Annotated in this window: 17 protein-coding genes; 6 read left to right on the top strand and 11 right to left on the bottom strand. The window is 35.0% G+C overall.

Annotated features, from left to right (window positions below; all coding sequences use genetic code 11):
* Positions 1 to 231 precede the first annotated feature (231 nt).
* Complete coding sequence (locus tag G6O70_RS03465) at positions 232 to 756, top strand: helix-turn-helix domain-containing protein (protein WP_219934272.1); 525 nt, start codon at positions 232 to 234, stop codon at positions 754 to 756.
* 20 nt (positions 757 to 776) lie between these two features.
* Positions 777 to 1,619 carry an IS3 family transposase gene (locus G6O70_RS03460; protein WP_219934266.1) on the top strand — a complete coding sequence of 281 codons (843 nt, stop codon included), beginning with the start codon at positions 777 to 779 and terminating at the stop codon, positions 1,617 to 1,619.
* Between the two features lie 261 nt (positions 1,620 to 1,880).
* Here G6O70_RS03460 and G6O70_RS03455 read toward each other — a convergent pair whose 3' ends face one another.
* From G6O70_RS03455 to mscL, 5 genes are all read right to left on the bottom strand, one after another.
* Entirely contained in the window at positions 1,881 to 2,519 is a 639-nt protein-coding gene (locus tag G6O70_RS03455; protein ID WP_057869738.1) for a L,D-transpeptidase, read from the bottom strand.
* Positions 2,520 to 2,535: 16 nt separating this feature from the next.
* The gene (locus tag G6O70_RS03450) at positions 2,536 to 4,083 is read right to left on the bottom strand and encodes an ABC-F family ATP-binding cassette domain-containing protein (protein WP_057869737.1); all 1,548 of its coding nucleotides are present in this window, start codon (positions 4,081 to 4,083) and stop codon (positions 2,536 to 2,538) included.
* Positions 4,084 to 4,225: 142 nt separating this feature from the next.
* Positions 4,226 to 4,366, bottom strand: a complete 141-nt coding sequence (locus G6O70_RS03445) for a hypothetical protein (RefSeq protein WP_164478089.1) — start codon at positions 4,364 to 4,366, stop codon at positions 4,226 to 4,228.
* A gap of 74 nt (positions 4,367 to 4,440) precedes the next feature.
* Entirely contained in the window at positions 4,441 to 5,343 is a 903-nt protein-coding gene (locus G6O70_RS03440; protein ID WP_057869736.1) for a helix-turn-helix domain-containing protein, read from the bottom strand.
* Positions 5,344 to 6,009: 666 nt separating this feature from the next.
* Positions 6,010 to 6,387, bottom strand: a complete 378-nt coding sequence (gene mscL / locus G6O70_RS03435; RefSeq protein WP_057869735.1) for a large-conductance mechanosensitive channel protein MscL — start codon at positions 6,385 to 6,387, stop codon at positions 6,010 to 6,012.
* Positions 6,388 to 6,553: 166 nt separating this feature from the next.
* Here mscL and G6O70_RS03430 point away from each other — a divergent pair, with 166 nt between their 5' ends.
* A complete protein-coding gene (locus G6O70_RS03430) occupies positions 6,554 to 9,193 on the top strand; it encodes a cation-translocating P-type ATPase (RefSeq protein WP_057869734.1) in 2,640 nt (879 codons plus the stop codon).
* A 115-nt stretch (positions 9,194 to 9,308) separates the two neighbouring features.
* Here the strand turns inward: G6O70_RS03430 and G6O70_RS03425 are convergent, their stop codons facing one another.
* Positions 9,309 to 10,226 (bottom strand): aldo/keto reductase, encoded by a 918-nt coding sequence (locus tag G6O70_RS03425; protein WP_057869733.1) that lies wholly within the window; start codon positions 10,224 to 10,226, stop codon positions 9,309 to 9,311.
* Between the two features lie 98 nt (positions 10,227 to 10,324).
* Entirely contained in the window at positions 10,325 to 11,200 is an 876-nt protein-coding gene (locus tag G6O70_RS03420; protein WP_057869732.1) for a diacylglycerol/lipid kinase family protein, read from the bottom strand.
* Positions 11,201 to 11,541: 341 nt separating this feature from the next.
* Here G6O70_RS03420 and G6O70_RS03415 point away from each other — a divergent pair, with 341 nt between their 5' ends.
* Complete coding sequence (locus tag G6O70_RS03415) at positions 11,542 to 13,533, top strand: ABC transporter ATP-binding protein/permease (protein ID WP_057869731.1); 1,992 nt, start codon at positions 11,542 to 11,544, stop codon at positions 13,531 to 13,533.
* A gap of 126 nt (positions 13,534 to 13,659) precedes the next feature.
* Here G6O70_RS03415 and G6O70_RS03410 read toward each other — a convergent pair whose 3' ends face one another.
* From G6O70_RS03410 to G6O70_RS03395, 4 genes are all read right to left on the bottom strand, one after another.
* Positions 13,660 to 14,595 carry an NADP-dependent oxidoreductase gene (locus tag G6O70_RS03410; protein WP_057869730.1) on the bottom strand — a complete coding sequence of 312 codons (936 nt, stop codon included), beginning with the start codon at positions 14,593 to 14,595 and terminating at the stop codon, positions 13,660 to 13,662.
* A gap of 228 nt (positions 14,596 to 14,823) precedes the next feature.
* On the bottom strand, positions 14,824 to 15,066 hold the full coding sequence (locus tag G6O70_RS03405) for a GlsB/YeaQ/YmgE family stress response membrane protein (RefSeq protein WP_057869729.1): 243 nt from the start codon (positions 15,064 to 15,066) through the stop codon (positions 14,824 to 14,826).
* A 36-nt stretch (positions 15,067 to 15,102) separates the two neighbouring features.
* A complete protein-coding gene (locus tag G6O70_RS03400) occupies positions 15,103 to 15,309 on the bottom strand; it encodes a CsbD family protein (protein WP_057869728.1) in 207 nt (68 codons plus the stop codon).
* 261 nt (positions 15,310 to 15,570) lie between these two features.
* Positions 15,571 to 18,312: an HAD-IC family P-type ATPase gene (locus G6O70_RS03395; protein WP_057869739.1), complete on the bottom strand. Its 2,742-nt coding sequence runs from the start codon at positions 18,310 to 18,312 to the stop codon at positions 15,571 to 15,573.
* Positions 18,313 to 18,524: 212 nt separating this feature from the next.
* On the opposite strand from G6O70_RS03395, the gene G6O70_RS03390 reads away from it, so the two are divergent.
* The gene (locus tag G6O70_RS03390; protein WP_057869727.1) at positions 18,525 to 19,964 is read left to right on the top strand and encodes an MFS transporter; all 1,440 of its coding nucleotides are present in this window, start codon (positions 18,525 to 18,527) and stop codon (positions 19,962 to 19,964) included.
* A 112-nt stretch (positions 19,965 to 20,076) separates the two neighbouring features.
* Positions 20,077 to 20,763: a glycerophosphodiester phosphodiesterase gene (locus G6O70_RS03385; protein ID WP_057869726.1), complete on the top strand. Its 687-nt coding sequence runs from the start codon at positions 20,077 to 20,079 to the stop codon at positions 20,761 to 20,763.
* Positions 20,764 to 20,772 lie beyond the last annotated feature (9 nt).

The raw sequence follows: 20,772 nt of genomic DNA, 5'->3' as shown, positions 1-20,772 counted from the left end.
AAAAAAACACTCCCTACATAAGAATAGCTCATGGATGTGGGCTCAATTTCTATTCTACTGCAAAAAGAATTTTACACAATGTATTTTGCTCATTCTTTTTTTAGATTGACCTAAAGGCACGCATCGTTCTTAATCTCACTTGGCTTGAAAAATAAAAAGTTCTGGGAGTGTGACATAAGTGAAGTGCCTTACAAAACTTGGACATGTAAATCAAGTTTTGGAGGTGCTTTTTTGACACGTAATTATACCTACAGCTTTAAGTTGAAAGTAGTTAAAGAATATTTAAATGGTGAAAATTCACTCCACACACTGTGTCTGAAATATAAGATGCCGAGTGATACTCCATTAGTAATTTGGGTGTCGCGTTATAAAGCTTTTGGTCCTACCGGACTTAAACAGCTTAAACGCCGGCACTATTCTAATGATTTCAAGGTAGCGGTTATTACATATTACTTGAACCATTCTACCAGTATTCAAAAAACAGCCATCCACTTTAATATCAGCCACACAGTCGTTTATAATTGGCTTAAATTAATGCGGCAATTTGGAATTAAAGCCGTAATTTCATCTAAGATAGGACGACCCAAGATGGTTAAGAAAAAGAAAGAAACATCCAAGAAAAAGACCGAACAACAGTTAATAGAGAGACAACAAAAACAAATCAGACATTTAGAACAGGAACTTTCCTATACTAAAATTGAGAATGTTTATCTAAAAAAATTGGATGCCGTAATTCGAAACAAAAAACAGCACTAAAAGTTAAAACAATTAACGAATTGCGGCGTGATTATCCCTTTATTACGCTCTTAAAAGTTGCGGGACTTGCGCGTTCGACGTATTACTATCATTTAGCTTGTCTAAACCGGCCTGATAAATATCGTCAGGTTAAACAAATTATTCGGCAAGAATTTGCCCGCTCTCATCAAACTTATGGTTATCGTCGCATGAGATTTGTTTTAAAACAGCATCATGTTAAACTTTGTCTAGAAACTGTTCGTAAAATTATGTTTTCTATGGGTCTGAAAGTTACTCTTTTTTCAAAACATTCTGGGCGGTACAACTCATATCATGGTCATGTTGGACAGGTGGTACCTAACTTGCTCAAGCAACAATTCAAGGCCCATAAACCATATACTGTTTTGCATACTGACGTCAGTCAGTTTAAACTTACGTGTGGAAAATGGGGTTATATTTCGACAGTTATTGATGAGGCTAGTAATGAAGTTTTAGCCGCTAAAGTTAGTTCAACACCCAATCGTGTTTTGATCGATCAAACCCTTGAAACAGTCATTAAAAAAATTCCCGCAACCACTAAACCAATTCTACACTCTGATCAAGGGTGGCAATATCAAATGACCAATTATCAAGCTAAACTAAGACATCATCATTTCATTCAAAGCATGTCTCGTAAGGGAAATTGTTTAGACAATGCCCCAGTTGAGAGCTTTTTCAGTATGCTTAAACGTGAATGTTTAAGGCGCATTAAGGTTACTTCGCTCAGTGAACTAAGTACATTAGTGGAACATTATGTTGCTTGGTATAATAACCAGCGAATTTCACTTAAGCGTCACGGATTAACTCCAGTCGAATATCGTAAACAGTATCTAACTAATAATTAAAACAAACATGTCCAACTTTTTTAAGGCAGTACAAAGTCGGGAAAATTTGAGTACTAACTTGAAATTACTCATAGCAAGTACTTTGCTATGAGTAATTCGAAGTTAGACGGAGGATTTTGACTTATAAAACACGTTTATGCGGAATAAATAGAGGAACTGAATCAAAATTTTACTTTTGACCCAGCTCCAGAACTAGTCTTAAATTGTCCACTTAGCATAAGAAGGCTTCATGAATCTGGCTTCTACTAGTTGAACTTTGAACTACTCGATTACCAACTTTGTTCCACCATTAATATTTTTATAAAACCATTTTGCATCTCTTACGGACAACCAAATGCTATTATTTGTATCCGCTTGACTCCCAAGGCTTTGTGCATTTGCAATCAGATACTTTCCATGTTCATTTGTTGGAACGCTTTGTATCACGTATTTACCATTGCCCTTCCAAGAAATCCAGTATCTGCCCCCATTACCAGTGACCTGATTAAAATAAAATTTGCCGCGCTTATCACTAATTTTAAAGGTTCCTGTTGGAAAAACTTTTTTGCTTTCATTTGAATAGCCTGCCGCATGTGTCCCTAGAGAAACATACATTTGATAAAGCTGTTTCTTCCCTGACATCACATAAAGGCGCTGCTTTTTTTGCGATATCTTGATCCATAAGTTTTTATCATCAAAAACATTAGGATATTTTGTTGTTTGAGATGACTTGCGCCACTTTATGGGATAACGCATATTAGCATTCTTATCCTCTTTTTTTTGTAACTGCTGTTTTTTCTCTTCTTTTGCAATTTTCTCACTATTTATTTTTTCTGCATGTTTAACATACACTACACTCCAGCCCGCAAGAAAAATGAGCAAAATTGCTATAATCCAAGAAACCAATTTGTGTTTATTCATTCACTTTTATACTCCCTTAATTTTTATTAAGTCGGATACTCTCAACATCAAAAACCTTATCAATCCAACCATCATAGAAGGATTTTTCATGAGACACTAGCAATAAATTACCAGCAAAAGACATAAGAGCTTTTTTCAAAGCATGCTTTGTCTCATCATCAAGGTGATTTGTAGGTTCATCCATAATTAAGAAGTTACTTGGCTTCAACTCCAAAATACACAACTTGACTTTAGTTTGTTCTCCCCCACTTAATAACTCCATTGGTTTCATAGCATTTGCAGGGCTTAGTCCTGCGCGAGCAAGCCTTTGTCTTATTGTCTTTGGTTCTAATTTTGGATAAACATTTTGGACTATCTGTAATGGTGTTTGAGCAGGATTATCCCAATCCAAATCTTGTGTAAAATAATTCACTTTGGCAGCCTCAACAAATTTAGCACTTCCACCAAAATTTGGAATAATACCCAAAATTGACTTAATAAGTGTCGACTTACCAACTCCATTAAAGCCCTTTAGTACAACCTTTTCTCCATGGCTCATTGAAAAGGTAACTGGTGCAAGCAAAGGTCTTTCATAGCCCACAGAAAGATCATCAACCACTAGTGTTGACGATGACATTAATTCTTCATACGGGAAACCAAAACTAGATTGTAAGGCATCACTCGGTGGATCAACTCTTTCCATCTTATCAAGTCTTTTTTGTCTTGATTTTGCCATCGTTGATCTAGTTCCAGCCTTGTTTTTTCTAATATAAGCTTCATCTTTTTCTATTTGTCGCCGTTGTTTTTCGTAAGCCTTAAGTTGGACTTCTTTTTTTACTTCTTTTTGCTTAATTGCAGAACTAAAGCTCCCCGTATACTTTGTAATTTTTCCAAAAGCGACATCAATAATTGTATTTGTCACCCTTTCTAAGAAATCAAAGTCATGTGAAATTACCATAAAGCAGCCAGCAAAATCATTTAAATAACCTATTAACCATTCAATATGCTCAACATCAAGGTAATTAGTTGGTTCGTCTAGTAATAATACATCAGGATTTTCAAGTAACAACTTTGCCAAAATAATCTTTGATCTCTGACCACCACTACATTGATCAACATGTCTATCTTTACCTATTGCATCTATCCCTAAACCTGACATTACTTGCTCAATTTTAGTTTCTAACTCATAAAATTCCCCAGCCTCAAGCTGCTCCTGATATCTTCCTGCTTTGTCTAACAAAGATTCGTCCAATGTGGTCGCGTAATTCTCATAGCATTTAGCCTGTAATTCACTGATATTATATAGATCTTCGAATGCCGATTTTAAGAAAGAAAAAACTGTTAGATCATGTGCTGTCTGTGCATATTGATCAAGATACCCAATCTTTATATTATTTTGCCATACAATTTTTCCTTCGTCTGGAAGTTCCTGACCCGTAATAATTTTAATTAAGGTACTTTTCCCTGCTCCATTTTGTCCAATAATTCCCATGTGATCTTCTTTATTTAATCTAAAGCTAGCATCTTGGTATAATTCCTTATCGGCGAAAGCATGTGAAAGCCCATCTATTTCTAAAATACTCATTTATTTTCATCCATCCTCTTATTGGGTGATTATATCATATTCATACATCAATTAATTAGCTTTTTTATCAAAAAAAAACCACCATAAAACGTCGTTGACGCCCCATGCTGGCAAATAATTGTAAGTTTCTAGAAAACACAATTTATTTATCGTTTTTTTCTAGCTCCTCGCGACTCTTCAAAAATGATAATACAGCTTGATGCTGTGCGCGACGTTTTTTAATATTCTTTTGATTAACAGGGCGACGATCATTTGCTACCCCAACATGAGTATTTTGTGACATTGGTTCTCCTCCTTTCACTCTATACGTATCTTCTCATTTTATACTGTTTTTAATTTTTTTTCAAGCACACCAAATTAAGCTTTACGCCTTTTTCTTGACTTAGCTTTTTGTAATTGAACACTTAACAATTCTTGAAGAATAGCAACATGCTCTTTATACAAGTCATCTAATCCTATTTTCTGATATAGTGAAAAGATTTCAGAAATAACTTTCAATCCCTGTTCATAATCACCATCATTAATTATTTTTAAACCTTCAAAAAATTTCTTGTTACTCAATGCATACACATTATTCGAGTTAACTTCTATTTTATCAAGTAAAGTATAATAGTAATTCACATGATCAGTCTTATTAGATTTCATAAATATCAAAATTGATTGACACAAAGCCTTTACCTTTAAATTATCAAGCTTCATATCTTCACCTTTTTGGCCATCATCCCAATCATGATCTTGAAATACCTTTTCAATTGAACTGCTATCAAACATAAAAATTGCATCAATAAACAGACGATATTCATAATGTCCCCACTTGGTGCTTCGCATTAAGTAATGTGAGATTTCTTTCCGCTCATTTAGGACACTCTCTTGAGTTCTTCCAAGCTTTTTACGCATTACCGTAGCAATCAACATCAAGTTATAAAAACGAACCAAGCCACTTTCTTGATACTCTTTAGAAATTTTTTTCTCTAATGCTTTAACTTCGGTTAGATTTTCAAGATGATATGCATTATTTAAATTATCTCGATAATTCTTATATTCACTGTTACCTTTATCCATAACGCTAAACATTCGTAAGAATTCATCTGCTTCAATATTTAAACGATTTAATATGTACAGAAAAGTATCTGCTGTTGTTTCAACTAAACCGCTCTCATATTTGTAATACATTGAACGTGATAACAGGCCATCATATACCGCCTTAGCTTTTATTCCTTTTTCAGTTCTAATTTTCTTAACAAGCTCACCTGTTTTCATTTTCAACCTCTTTTCTTAATTATTATACAAGTGTTCATTAAATGGACAATATATATATTATAAACAAACACTAGTTATATTATAGACGATTTTTCTATAAATTTACGATACTTTTACAATGGTAGCATAAGATTATGCGGCAAAAAAAATGTTTTCTCTAAATAAAAATATTTTCCTAATAAATATGTAAACTTATTAATCATTTCAGTACCATGCACGCACACAATCATAACAGAAAATTCCACAAAAGTAACCCTTATTTTCAATTTAGTTTTTATCATCTTGTAATATATTTTTTTTTGAGATAAAAAATATGCTAATACTCGCCTTTGTATTATTATAAAACTTATATATAGCTACCCTTTATATCGGCTTTTTTATTACTTTTTTTATACTTTTAACAAAAATAATTGCTAATTTCTACATATTAAATAAAATTCTTCTTTATTATTCAAAAATCGCCTGATTTATAATTTGTAGTAGTTCCACTATAAAATTTAATAGCTATTCGGATTATTATTGATATTAATACAACAAAAAACCCCATGATTGTTAAATATAAATGTTTAACAATCATCGGGTTTTGTATAATGAAATATCCAAATAATATCTTTTTAATGTCACTTCAAAACTGTATTACATCACTTAAAATAATAAAACTATACACTATTTTTCCTGTGTTTTCAATAAGTCGCGAATTTCTTCTAACAGTTTAACTTCTGGAGCCGCAACAGCTACAACTTCTTCCTTCTTTTTACGAATCAAAAACCTATTAACAAATTTAACCAATAAGAACACAACAAAGGCAATAATTAAGAAATTAATAACTGCATTAATAAAGCTACCAAACTTAAATGTCGCCCCATTAACCTTAAACACTAAATCTGAAAAATCAATTCCTCCAATAAATAAACCAATAAAAGGATTAATTATGTAATCAACTAACGATTTAACAATTGACGTAAAAGCTCCCCCAATAATAACACCGACAGCTAAGTCAATCACATTTCCACGTGAAATAAATTCTTTAAACTCTTTAATCAATTCTAACACCCCTAATATGAAATTAACTTAAATGTACCAACATGTATAGGTTTTTTCAACTATTTAAACTTTTTCTTTTATCCTATCTTATAATTGTTATTTCTTTCTTAACATCGTGAAGCATGATACATTTAAACTATAAAATATGAAGGGATTGTCATGCTTAATGGACCAAAAATATCATCAGATTTCTGTCGACGAGACACTAAATTTATTAAAGACAAGCACTAAAGGCCTATCTGCGAGTGAAACAACTGAACGATTGAATCAGTATGGGCAAAATACGCTCACTGAACAAAAAAAGAGTTCTTTGTTTCAAAAATTTGTAGCCCAATTTAAAGACCTAATGATTATCATATTGATGATTGCCGCGCTTATCGCTGCTTTTGCTGGTGATGTTTCAGATGCTTTGATTATTTTCTTGGTAATTATTTTAAATGCCGCATTTGGTGTATTTCAAGAAGCAAAAGCTGAAAATGCAATCGATGCGTTAAAAGAAATGACAACCCCCTCTTCAAGAGTTCGGCGGAATAATCAAATCACTACCATCAAGAGTGTAGATTTAGTTCCTGGTGACATTATTTTATTAGAAGCAGGCGATATCATTCCTGCCGATGTCAGACTCATTAATACTTCTTCTCTTCAGGTTGAAGAAGCTGCCTTGACTGGGGAATCTGTGCCTGTGAACAAAAACACCGCTAGTATTGCCGAGAAAGAAATTTCCCTAGGCGATCGAAAGAATCTTGGTTATATGAATACTAATGTTACGTATGGAACTGCTGAGGCTGTTGTTGTTGCAACGGGTATGAATACTGAAGTTGGTCATATTGCGACGATGCTCAACAATGTTGATCAAACAACTACCCCACTTCAAAAGAGTATTGTCCATCTAAGTAAAATTTTGAGTGTTTTGGTCTTGGCAATTGCATTATTAGTTTTTGTTATCGGAATATTAGCCGATCGTGCTTCAATTCTAGAAATGCTACTAACATCAATTTCTCTTGCAGTTGCTGCAATTCCTGAAGGCCTCCCAGCAATTGTAACAATCACACTTGCTCTTGGTACTCAAACCATGGCTAAACGTAATGCATTGATTAGAAAATTACCTGCGGTTGAAACGCTTGGAACTACTGAGATTATTGCGTCAGACAAAACTGGTACGCTGACTCAAAATAAAATGACAGTCGAAAAAGTATACCAAAATAATGTACTGACTGATGCAAACAACGCTCAAATTGATATGAGTAACTTAATGAAAGCCATGATTTTAGCCAATGATAGTCAAAAAAGTGATGCTGGATTGATTGGTGATCCCACAGAAACCGCGTTAATTCAATATAATCTTGATAAATCAAATAATGTATCTCAAGTCGAGAAAGATTTCCCAAGAATTACATCAATTCCTTTCGACTCTGAGCGAAAACTGATGTCTGTCGTAATAAAACAGGCAGATAAACCAGTTCTGTTCATCAAAGGGGCTGTTGATGAATTATTACAACGGACTACACGGATTGAAAAAAATGGAAAAATAGTTGACTTAACGGACAGTGACCGCAAAAAAATTCTTGCAACAAACCATGACTTAGCTCACGAAGCTTTACGCGTTTTAAGTTTTGCATATCGACCATTAGATAATATTCCTGATGAGCCCTCATCACAGATCATGGAAAAAGACTTAATTTTTGTAGGAATGGTGGGGATGATTGATCCTGAAAGGCCTGAGGTTAAAGATGCTGTTGCACAGGCGCGCTCAGCAGGAATTCGACCGTTAATGATAACGGGTGACCATAAAGATACTGCTACGGCAATTGCATTGCGCTTAGGAATAATCGAAAGCTCGCAAACCGATGCTGTCATTACAGGTAGTGATTTAGATAAACTATCAACTGAAGAGTTAAATTCATCAGTTGACAAATATTCTGTTTATGCTCGAGTTGCACCTGAACATAAAGTTAGAATCGTTAAAGCTTGGCAAAATAAGGGAAAGATTGTAGCAATGACCGGTGACGGTGTTAATGATGCTCCCGCCCTAAAAACCGCTGATATTGGGGTTGGTATGGGGATAACCGGAACTGAGGTTTCTAAAAATGCCAGTGATATTGTTCTGGCAGACGATAACTTCGCAACCATTATTGTTGCTGTAAAAGAAGGTCGCAAAGTTTTTGCAAATATTCAAAAAGCAATTCAATACCTTCTCTCTGCTAACCTTGGTGAAGTTCTAACACTCTTTTTCATGACAATGCTTGGCTGGGATATCTTTGCTCCAGCACAAATACTCTGGATAAATCTAGTAACGGATACTTTCCCTGCTATCGCTCTTGGGATCGAAAAAGCCGAAACTACAATTATGCAGAGAAAGCCTAGAGGCGCTAAATCAAGTTTCTTTGGTGATGGAGTTTTATCTAGCATAACTTACCAGGGATTACTAGAAGGAATATTAACCCTTGGTGTTTACTGGATAGCTATTAATTATCCTTTCCATAGCTCCTATGCATTAATCCATGCAGATGCTCTAACCATGGCATTTGCAACTCTAGGATTAATTCAGTTGTTCCATGCCTTTAACTCTAAATCAATTCATGGTTCTATCTTCAACAAAAACTTATTCTCAAATAAAATGTTTAACTGGTCCATTATTATTTCGGGGATACTCTTGTTTGCAACAATTTTTATTCCTGCATTCAATGATGTTTTCAAAGTTACTCCATTAGCTCTGGAACAGTGGCTGATAGTAGTAACTGGTGGGGTGTTGATGCTTATAATTGTTGAAATCGTAAAATTATTTCAGCGGAAACTCAATAAATAGTTTATCTGTACTTAAATAGCGAGGTCGAATCAAAAATTAACTTTTGATTCAACCTCGCTATTTATTTCGTATAAACGTATTTCATATATAGTTTTATATCTGCAATCTGAATTCCTTAGAATCCCTTAAAAGCAGTATCAATTTCTGCATATTCATCTTTTGTCAGTGTTAAATTCATAGCTTGAGCATTACTTGCTACTTGTTCCAGCTTACGAGCACCTGGAATTACAACACTCACATCAGGATTAGCAATATACCAAGCTAGTACAATTTGAGCAGCAGTCGCATCATATTTTGCTGCAATTTCTTTGATGCGTGATATGTTGTTAATGATTTTTCTAAATTGTTCGCTATTGAATTGTTTGAATTTATCAGCATCAAGTGCACTGTACTTACCTGTTAACAATCCTGATGCAAGTGGGAAATATGGAACAAAAGAAATTTCATTTTCCCTTAGATAAGGCAATAATTCTTTTTCGGCAGCACGATGAACTAAACTATAGTTATCCTCAACAATATCGACATCACCATTTTTATTTGCTTCCTTAATCTGATCAAGAGTGAAGTTAGAAACACCGATTGCTTTGATTTTGCCCTCTTTTTTTAAATCCGCCAAAGCTGCTACAGCCTTATCTTTTGGCGTTCCTTTATCTGGAAAATGAATATAGAAAATATCAATATAGTCTGTTTGGAGTCTTTTGAGGGCATCTTCAACAGATTGCTTTAAAAAAGCTGGAGTATTGTTATTGTCGTGATCTCGTGCTGGATCCTGTGATGCCTTTGTGGCGATAATTACTTTAGAGCGGTCATAATCTTTTATCACTTCGCCTATAATTTCTTCTGAACGTCCCAAACCATACATATACGCTGTATCAAGTAATGTAATTCCTGAATCCAGTGCTGTGCGTACAACCGCATATCCATCTTGATCATCCAGGTTTTTAAAAAGATTGTGTCCACCAACTTTATTTGTCCCTAATCCTACTTTAGTTGCTACAACGTCACTCTTACCAATCCTGACTTTTTCTGACATTTTCAATCCTCCACTTCTTTTTATGTTCAAAGGAATTATACAACATACTGTATCCAGTATTTCTATATTCTGCTCACGTTCATCTTACAAAAATATATTTAATCTAAATAAACTTGCAGCCTTTTGGGTAACCATTTAATCTTGGCTGGTAGTTGTGGTCCTTTATCCCCATCTATCCTTGTCTCTAGCATTCCTTCTTCTATATTACGCACAACAATCTCCTTAATATCGAAAGTTGTTAGCGTTGTTGATTTTCTCAAATTACCCGTTAAAGCAAAATATCCCAAATTTAAAAGTTTGTTTATCTTCATATTATTGAGCATTGTCAAATGTAATCCATCTTCAGTTTTACCTAAATATTTTCTACCACCTATATAATTAGATGTTGTCATTAAGCAGACCCAAACTTTAGCTCTCATTGAAAAGGTTTCATTAAATAGAAGGGTCTCATGTGACCGATTTTTGCCAATTTGCTTAATTGCATTGAAACCGTACGCTGCAAAACCGTATTTTTGTTTTTCTGTCTGTCTCACTTCATTAGAAATATCTGCCAAGCTTCCAAAAACTAATGAACTAATAATTGCCTGTCCATTACATTCACCAATATCAATTGCCTGCAATTTTCCTCTTAATATTGTTTCAGTAGCTTCTTCAACATTATCAGACAACTTCCACTTGTGTGCAAAATTATTAACTGTTCCTGTGGGAATTATTCCAATTGGAACCCTTTCTTTACTCTGTAGCAACGCTGTTACTAAAACATTAATTGTCCCATCTCCGCCAATGCAGATAATTCGATTAACCTTGGGGGCTTCAAGTGCTATTTTTTTCAATGCTTCTTCCTTTGTATTTGTTTTCAATTGATACACCAGTAATCCCCGACTTTTCAGAATTGACTCAACCTTATCAGCTATTTTCTGTGATTCTCCAGCCCCCGACTTTGAATTGAAATAAATCATTGTTCTTCCTTGCATAGCCTCACCCCATTTTTTATTTTGCTATTACTTTTTTACTTCGAAGAATAATCACTATAAATACTAAGAAAGGAATAATTAGATTTTTTACTATTCTCATTTCTTCACCCGCATCCTTTTTATATTTACTCTATCACAACGATCATTTATCATAACTTATTTTGACTTTACATTTTTCCCCAAAGCCGTAAAATAATCATTTTCATTTTTTTCAGCTTATCTATTGACTAGTTTGCTAATTTTTTCATAAAATGAACTAACATCTATATTTACAGTTCTTTTTTTCATTATACTAAGATAAAATTTTTTTAATATCTGCAAAAAAAAGGGGTTAAAATCGAATGAGTTTACTAAAACTTTCCAATATTCACAAATCCTATTTTCTTGGCAAAACCGAAAGTAAGGTTCTAAACGGTATTAATTTAGAATTTAATACTGGTGAATTTGTATCAATTCTTGGGGAATCCGGTGGTGGGAAATCCACTTTAATGAATATTATTGGTGGATTAGACCGCAATTTCGATGGCGAGGTCGCGCTTAATGGTGAGGTTCTTGATCATCGTAAAGAAAAACAACTGGATAACTATCGTCGAGGAACAATTGGTTACATCTACCAATCCTACAATCTAATTACACATCTTACTGTCCTTGAGAATGTCCTTGTCTCACTAGAAATGACTGCATTGTCACATACAGAAAAGATAGCACGTGCAAAGGATTTACTAACACAAGTGGGACTTGCAGACCAAACAAAAAAACATCCTAACCAATTGTCTGGTGGGCAAAAGCAACGAGTGGCTATCGCACGTGCATTAGCTAGTGATCCTGACATCATTTTAGCCGATGAACCAACTGGTGCTTTAGACTCAGTAAATACACAAGAAGTGCTTGAAATACTTAATAAAATCGCCAAAGATGGCAAACTTGTAATAGCTGTCACTCACTCACAAGCAGTTGCTGACCATGGCACAAGAATCATTCGCTTGGTTGATGGTCAAGTAGAAGCTGATGAACATCTAAAAGAACCTTATATGATTGAAAACAGCTCTAAGCGAATTACTTCACATCCTCTACCTGCAAGTGCAAGTTACGTTTCGGCATTTAGACATCTGATATATAATATCAAGCAGAATTCGCTAATCATTTTGGGAACTGCGATTGGAATTTTTGCTGTACTCTTATTTTCAGGTCTAGGTAACGGAATTAACACTTATATAAATGATCAGATTAATTCGCTTGTTAATCCCAAAACAATTACCGTTATGGCTAATCCAAGTGGGAAAAAATTAAACAATACTCAAGCACAAAGAGAGATGCAGCAATTCAGGCAAAATCCAACTAACTTCTTTATCTCACAAGCCAAGATTGATGCCATCAAAAAAACAACAGGTACTTCATATATTCAACCAGGTTATCAATTAGGCACATATTCATTGAATTACAACGACAAAAATGTCTCTTCTTCAGGCATCCAAACTTATACAAAATCATATACATCTAATTCCTTAAACAAGGGCAGCTGGCCCACTGGAAAAGAAATTGTGATTTCAAAAAATCAAGCAATTACCCTATCTGGAAGTTCAAAGAAATATCGTTCTCTCATAGGAAAAAATATCGATGTTACTATTAATTGGCTTTCGAACAATAATTCTCCAGTTCAAATGAAGACAACGCTGACCGTTTCAGGAATCTCAGATTCATCAAGTGGTGTATCAAGTGAAATAACTGTCCTTTCGTATTCAGAAACACGTTCACTTCTCTCCTCTGCAGGTGCTAGAACAGATCCTAACTTCATAATCGTCAACTCAAAGAATATTGACACTGTCGATAATGTAGCAAATCAAATTCGCAAACAAAAAGTTAACGGTAAATATGCCTTCTCTGTCATGACTGTCGGCGACATTCTTAAAACCGTTAATAATTATGTAAGCTTAGCATCGACTGTATTATCGGCAATTGCAGGTATTTCACTAGTTGTCTCAGCATTGATGATCATCGTAACAATGTACATGTCAGTTGCAGAACGAACCAAAGAAATCGGGATCTTACGTGCCCTAGGTGAGCGTCGTAAGGACATTAGACGATTATTTACCGCAGAATCACTCTTGCTTGGCCTTTTCTCAGCATTTCTTGGATTGTTACTCGCATGGCTCTTCAGTATCTTGTTGAATAACTTTATTTATGGTTTGATCAAATTTAACATCGTACAGATCAACCTAGCTAACGTTATTTTCGCTATTGTAGTTTCACTCTTAATCTCATTACTTGCTGCATTATTGCCTGCCAGAAAAGCTTCAAAACTTAATCCAATTGATGCATTGTCAGCGGATTAATTATCTTATTTTAGATTTTTAGCAGAACTAATTTATCTGCATTAATATAAAAAAGCATCCTAATGATTGTTGGTTTAACTTGCTAACAATCCCTAAGATGCTTTTTTGTATTCAACTTACTAGAAACTACTTCACTTTAATTACTAGTTTCCCTCTAGCATGTCCTTCTTGACTTCTTTGATGTGCCTCTCTTACTCCTTTTTCTGTCAAAGGATACAAACTATCTATAACTACTTTTACTTTCCCTTCAACTATCAAATTACCTAGTTCCTTCAACTGCTTGCCATTTGGTTGCAACCACCAGTCTGAAACCTCTTTCGAACTCGCTTTTTGCTCTTCATTTGGTTTTCCAGCAATTGTTACAAGTCGTCCTTTTTCTTGTAGAATTGCTAATCCATCATCAATTGCATTGACAGTATCAAATACAGCATCATAGTTATTTAAGACATCACCAATTTTAGTTTCGTGATAGTCTATAACCTCGTCTGCGCCTAAACTCTTTAAAAGCTCGTGATTTTGTTTGCTGGCAGTCGTTGCAACATAAGCACCTAAGTGTTTGGCAATCTGGATAGCAAACAATCCCACACCACCTGCTCCACCTTGAACAAGTACTTTATCCCCTGCTTTTACCCGTAAACGATCCACAATAACTTGAAAAGCTGTTAATCCTGCTAAAGGAACCGCTGCAGCATCTTCAAAAGAGATTTCATCAGGTTTAAGTGCTAATTTATCTTCCTTAACGGCTACATATTCTGCGTAAGATCCCCTGCTACCGTCAGCATAGATATCTGGTCTAGCAAATACTTTGTCGCCTATCTTGAAGTTTGTAACTTTATTACCCACTTGTACAATAACTCCTGCTACATCCCAGCCCAGCACCACTGGAAACTTCCACGGGTACATTTCTTTTAGATACCCTAAGCGTGCTTTCCAGTCAATCGGATTGATACTCGTTGCATAATTTTCAACAAGTACTTCATCTTCTGCCAATACTGGCATTTCTAACTCAACTTCCTGCAAGTTACTTATGTCACCATACTCTTTAATTACAATTGCTTTCATTGATTGACTCACTCCTATAATTTAGTGATACCAATTATACTACCATCAACAGTATTTTTACAAAAAATAAGTAAAAAAATATCCACCATAAATCAATATCTCTTAAAATTGATAAACCTTAGCCTATGAAATATCTCTATATAAAATTAAAAAGATCAAATCAAAATTTGACTTTTGATCTGACCCATTTATTTTCACTAACTATTTTTAAAAATGAAAAGTAACTATCTAATGTCTAAATAAGATAAATGAAACTAACCACACGAGTATTACAGCACCAATGATTGACGGTATAATCGCCATTCCAGCTAGCTGTGGTCCCCAAGAACCAAGTACAGCCTCACCAATTGATGACCCCACTAATCCTGCAACAATATTACTAATCCATCCCATCGATTTGCCTTTACTAGTAATTGCACCTGCGATTGCACCTATAATCGCACCCACAATCAAGACCCATAACCAATGCATAGCCTCTCCCCCTTAATACAACAATATTTTCTAAAATTACTTATTAATCTTTGACTTTAAATCTTCAGCAGCATCTTTAACTGCATCCTTAGCATCGCCAAATTTTTCTTTGGCCTTGCCCAAGAGACCTTCTGCCTTTCCTTGTGCTTCGCGAGCCTTATCACCAGTTGCTTTTCCTTCAACTTCTTTTGCTTTACCAGTAACTTTATCCTTTGTTCCTTCGACTTTGTCGTTCAAACTCATATAATCCAGCTCCCTTCAAGAATTTACTTTGTATTAAGCTATATGTAACGCTTAACCTTATCTAAATTCTAACAAAGGTTAATATTGTAATCAATTATTTTGCTTTCAAAAATTAAAAGCAGATATCTTTTTGAATTTTCTCAAAACAAAAAGAGGCTGAATCAAAATTTAAATTTGATTCAGTCCTCTACACTATCACGAGTCGATGTGTTCCATAAGTCAAAATTTTCCTACTTATGCCACACTCTACCTAATTATTTATTAAATTTTTGACTTACTTGCTTTCTTTGAATACGCTAATCTTGCAATTTTTACTAACTCTGTGACTATCAGTACAATCAATCCAGTTATACTTGGAATAATCCAACCATAGACAAAATTAATTGATCCAGTATGAAATATTTCTTGCATAAATGGCAAATAAATAATCCCTACTTGGAGTAACAACAATATATCTATAATATAAAAAGCGATTTTATTTTGGAAAAAGTATTTTGAAAAAACAAGGTGGTTATTTCGCATATTAAACAAGTAGAATATCTTACCGAAGATAATAATGTTTAAAGTCATTGTACTACCGATTACGTGCGACATTCCCAAGGCGGTCATACCATTATAGACAATCATACCTAAGCTTGCTATCAAGATTGACACATAGGCAATTTCAACAATATCAAACTTCGTTAAAATCCCCTGGCTGATATTTCTAGGCCCCCTAGTCATGATTCCATTTTCGGCAGGTTCAAAAATAAAAGCAAATTGAATCGTCAGTGCTGAAACCATGTTAATCCATAGTAATTGAGTCGGATATAGTGGCATAGTCTGATCTAACAGGATACTGAAAACAACAATTAAGCCCTCTGCAAAACTTGTAGGCAATAAGAAACGTATCGTCTTACGAATATTATCAAAAACTAAGCGTCCTTCTTTAACTGCAGAAAGAACAGTCGTAAAATTATCGTCTGCTAGTACCATATCGGCTGAACCCTTAGCAACATCTGTACCCTTGATTCCCATCGCAACACCAATGTCAGCTTGCTTAAGAGCTGGTGCATCATTGACTCCATCACCGGTCATAGAGACAACGTGTTGACGTTGCTGCTGTGCCTTCACAATTTTTAATTTGTCGCTTGGAGTTGTTCGTGCAAAAACGGTATATTTATCAATATTGTCAATCAATTCCTGTTCAGACATCTTATCAAGTTCCGGTCCTGTAACAGCCTTTAAGTTTTCCCCCATCTCAAGTTGATTTGCAATAGCTAAAGCAGTATTAGGATCGTCACCAGTTATCATCTTAACTTTAACACCTGCATACCTAAGCTGCTTGATAGCATCTTTAACCTCTTCTCTTGGAGGATCAATTATTCCGACTATTCCGACCAACTCAAACAGATCACCTATTTTCGCTGGATCCACAAGTTCTTCATCAGCAGCAACTTTTTGCATTCCAAGCCCGACTACTCGTTTTCCTTGCTTAGAAAGTTTCACAACCTTATCTAGCCACTGTTTTTCACCTTCAAAATTTGGATTAAACTTCTTGACTTTATTTAATAAAGTTTGTGGCGCCCCTTTGACCATTAAATAACGTTGGTTTGTATCTTGCACAAGTCGTGCAGAATACCTAAACGCTGAATCAAAGGGAAGCGAATCAATCTCAAATACTTCTGGATCTTTCCCAGTAATTTTATGATAAAGTCCAGTCAATGCTCCATCAGTTGGTTCACCTGTCAACACCCAAGCACCATCTTCCAAATGAAATGAAGCATCCGTAGTTTGTCCCGCAATTTTAATAAGCTTATCCAGGCTATCGTCATTTTTCCATGCAACAGCTGTGCCTGTAGTATCAAGAATTTGTCCTGCAGCAGCATACCCAACACCTGATACAGTATATTCTCCATTAAGCGTCACTATATCGGTTACAGTCATCTCATTTTTGGTAAGTGTTCCCGTCTTATCAGTATTGACAATATCAACAGCTCCCAATGTTTCCACTGCTGGTAAAGTCTTTACAATTGCATTTTTCCCAGTCAACTTTCTGGTACCCATTGCAAGGACAACAGAGACACTTGCAGGCATTCCTTCAGGCATTGAACCAACGACCAGTGTAATGATTGCGACTGTTAATGTAGGCAAGCTGTATATTTTAAGGTGCATCCCTAATAAAAAGAGAGCTACCGCAATTGCCACAATTGCCAATGATAATGTAATTCCCAGTCTATTCAAGTTTTTCATCAGTGGTGTTGACTTGTTTTTGACTTTAATAACATCAGACTGTATCTTACCGATTTGCGATTGCATTCCTGTTGCTACTACAACTCCCATACCAGAACCACTTGTAACGGCTGTGGCAGCAAAAGCCATATTTGCTCTTTCTGCCAATGGGACATTTTCCTTAGCAATCGGCTCTTCAATCTTATCAACAGAATTAGTTTCTCCGGTCAATGTAGATTCCTGAATTTTTAAGTTATCTGCTGCCAGCAGGCGAATATCTGCCGGAACAGAATCTCCAGCTTCAAGACTAACAATATCACCAACCACAATTTCTTTGGCATCCATCAACTTTCGCTGTCCATCACGAATAACGAAACTTTCTGCTACCAACAATTCTTGAATCTTGCTCAGTGCATTATCTGCAGAAACTTCTTGAAAAAAGCCTACAAAAGCGTTGGCAATAATAACTGCCCCAATAACAATTGAATCTGGGTAGTGTCGCATTAACAAGGTAACAATTGCAGTTATCGCCAAAATATAGACAATACTGTTGTTGAATTGTTTGAAAAAAAGAATCCAGTTAGATTTTTTCTTGACCTTAAGTTCATTCTTTCCGAATTTTTTTAATCGTTTTTCTGCTTCCTCAGTACTTAATCCATCTGTCGTATCCGTCTGATATCTTTGCCCTAACTGTGTGGAACTTTCTTGCCAATTTTGTTTCTGACTGGGGGCTCCGTCATCTCCTGAATCTTCACCCGGCTCAATTAAATGTGTTTGCTGTTCTTCTTGCATTAATAAAATCATCCTTTTCTCTTTTTATATTTTATCGATCTGGTATATGAAGTTCTAATAATCCCCTTCTGATAGTCCTCACCTCCACTTAGTTGTTAATGTTAATTATAAAGGATAGGGGCCTAAAAATAAAATTCTAAAGTTTTAAAATTGCAAAAAGCTCTGTTATACTCAATAATTGAATGATGCTTACAGAAAAGGACGTTTGAATATTGAAAAAAAGTAACCGTATCTTAATCTTATGTGCTATTTTCATAGCAACTTTTATGACCTCAGTAGAGGTTACTATCGTCACTACCGCTCTTCCAGCTATAATTAGTCAATTGCATGGTCTATCCTTCCAAAGTTGGATAATGAGTTCTTACCTCCTGATGACCGCAATTACTACGCCTATTTATGGAAAATTGGCTGACATGTGGGGAAGAAAATCATTATTTCAACTTGGTATTGTACTCTTTACCATCGGATCATTGCTAAGCGGACTAGCGCCCAATATTTTCTTCTTGATCATAGCCCGTTGTATTCAGGGAATTGGTGCTGGATCAGTAATCCCCCTCACATTCACAATCATTGCTGATCTTTATTCGTTCAAAGAACGTGCAAAAATCATGGCATTTACTAATACTGCATGGGGACTATCTGCACTTATCGGTCCACTTTTAGGTGGTTTTCTAGTAGATCAATTAAGCTGGCATTGGGTTTTTATTGTTAATGTTCCTTTAGGTATATTGGTATTTGCCGTAATTGCCATTGGCTACCAAGAAACTTATGCTAAACAACCCATTACTAGCATTGACAAGGCTGGAGTTATTTATTTGTCACTTACTTTACTATTATTGCTCATCGGTATTCAATTACTGAATACACACATTACAATCGGAATCATTGTTCTCATTAGTTCAATTATTTTCTTGTTAGTCTTCTCCTTAGTGGAGAAAAAAGCAACGACTCCAATAATTCCAATCTCAATGTTTACTAATCGTACATTCTCAAATCAAGTCATTACCGCTACTTTATTAAGCGGCATCCTAATTTGCTATGAAATATACTTTCCTATATGGCTGCAATCTCTTTACCATGTTCCTGCAACCGTCTCTGGTCTTGTCGTGACTTCAAGTTCTGTTATGTGGTTGCTCTCATCTTTTTTTGTTGGTCCATTATTAAAGAGATTTTCACCTAAGAAAATTATATTGATTGTCGTTACCATTCAGTGTTTAAGCTACTTGCCTTTGCTTACTGCCAGTAGCGACTTTCCAGACTGGTTTTTCTATATAATTGCCGCGATAAGCGGTGCGGGGATGGGAATTGTTATCAGTATGAACATTATGCTATGTCAGCACTTAGTCGCACAAGAACAAGTTGGTTCAGCCACAGCCATAATCACTTTGGGTAGATCGCTTGGTCCAACTATCATGACCGGTATATATGGCTCTGCCTTAAATATTATCATCAAAAACAATCTTAATGGTATTTCACTTACTCAAGTGAACAATACTATCAGTTCAGCTAATAAAAAAATTGCTGAAAATCAGCCAGATATTGAAAATATTATTTTGCAAGCTCTACACGGTGTTTTTGGAATTGCTATTTTGCTTTTTGCGATCGTCCTTATTGCTAATTTACTTGATCCAAATAAAAAAATCATTGATTAAATATTCTTTACACATTAATTACAATATTTATAACAATTGATTGCTCTCCCAGATTATAATAGAGATTGGGTAACAGTATTTCATAATTGAAATTTTAAGAGGATGGTAGAAAATGACAGAACAAACATTGATTTTTGGTCATCGTGGTTTTCCTGCAAAATACGCTGAGAATTCGCTCGAAGGTTTTCGCTATGCAATTAAACACAATATAGATGGGTTAGAGTTCGATGTTCATTTAACCAAAGATAATAAACCCGTTATAATTCATGATGAGACCGTTGATAGAACTACTGATGAGAAAGGAGAGATCCGCTCTTTCTCACTTTCAGAATTAAAAGAACTAAAGTTAGAAAATGGGGAATCAATCCCAACTTTAGAAGAAGTACTGGAATTAGTCGGCAATTCTCCAGTTCAACTGAATATTGAATTAAAAACTGACAAAATTAGTTATCCTGGAATTGAAAAAATTGTTTTTGATACAGTTAATAATCATAGTTTGGTCAAACCTGTTATCTATTCATCTTTTAATTTAGACACATTAAAAAGATGTAAACAAATTGACAATTCGCAATTATATTGTTGGTTAACAATGCACAGAGTACCTGAAGCTGCTTTATTCGTTAAGAAGTTAGGTTTAGCTGGTTTACATTTACACCATTATCAAAAAGATGATATTCTCCAAAGAATCTGGACAGTGAACGATTCATTCAAAATAAGGAAATTACTTAGCCAACAAGTTGCTGGAATTATTACTGATAATTTCGAAAAAGCATTTAAAATCAGAGAAAAAGCATTATAAAACAAAAAC

The organism is Liquorilactobacillus hordei DSM 19519 (assembly GCF_019443985.1).
Taxonomy (GTDB): Bacteria; Bacillota; Bacilli; order Lactobacillales; family Lactobacillaceae; genus Liquorilactobacillus; species Liquorilactobacillus hordei.
Note: the sequence above shows the minus strand (reverse complement) of the source record. Positions and strands in the feature narration are given on the sequence as shown.

What these genes read in the sequence shown, in the direction of transcription:
- G6O70_RS03405 (WP_057869729.1), bottom strand. Translation starts at nt 15,066, where the DNA reads ATGCATTGGTTATGGGTCTTGATTGTGGGTGCGATTATAGGTGCAATC.
- G6O70_RS03385 (WP_057869726.1), top strand. Translation starts at nt 20,077, where the DNA reads ATGACAGAACAAACATTGATTTTTGGTCATCGTGGTTTTCCTGCAAAA.
- G6O70_RS03440 (WP_057869736.1), bottom strand. Translation starts at nt 5,343, where the DNA reads ATGAAAACAGGTGAGCTTGTTAAGAAAATTAGAACTGAAAAAGGAATA.
- G6O70_RS03395 (WP_057869739.1), bottom strand. Translation starts at nt 18,312, where the DNA reads ATGCAAGAAGAACAGCAAACACATTTAATTGAGCCGGGTGAAGATTCA.
- G6O70_RS03400 (WP_057869728.1), bottom strand. Translation starts at nt 15,309, where the DNA reads ATGAGTTTGAACGACAAAGTCGAAGGAACAAAGGATAAAGTTACTGGT.
- G6O70_RS03455 (WP_057869738.1), bottom strand. Translation starts at nt 2,519, where the DNA reads ATGAATAAACACAAATTGGTTTCTTGGATTATAGCAATTTTGCTCATT.
- G6O70_RS03425 (WP_057869733.1), bottom strand. Translation starts at nt 10,226, where the DNA reads ATGTCAGAAAAAGTCAGGATTGGTAAGAGTGACGTTGTAGCAACTAAA.
- G6O70_RS03450 (WP_057869737.1), bottom strand. Translation starts at nt 4,083, where the DNA reads ATGAGTATTTTAGAAATAGATGGGCTTTCACATGCTTTCGCCGATAAG.
- G6O70_RS03445 (WP_164478089.1), bottom strand. Translation starts at nt 4,366, where the DNA reads ATGTCACAAAATACTCATGTTGGGGTAGCAAATGATCGTCGCCCTGTT.
- G6O70_RS03430 (WP_057869734.1), top strand. Translation starts at nt 6,554, where the DNA reads ATGGACCAAAAATATCATCAGATTTCTGTCGACGAGACACTAAATTTA.
- G6O70_RS03420 (WP_057869732.1), bottom strand. Translation starts at nt 11,200, where the DNA reads ATGCAAGGAAGAACAATGATTTATTTCAATTCAAAGTCGGGGGCTGGA.
- G6O70_RS03410 (WP_057869730.1), bottom strand. Translation starts at nt 14,595, where the DNA reads ATGAAAGCAATTGTAATTAAAGAGTATGGTGACATAAGTAACTTGCAG.
- G6O70_RS03415 (WP_057869731.1), top strand. Translation starts at nt 11,542, where the DNA reads ATGAGTTTACTAAAACTTTCCAATATTCACAAATCCTATTTTCTTGGC.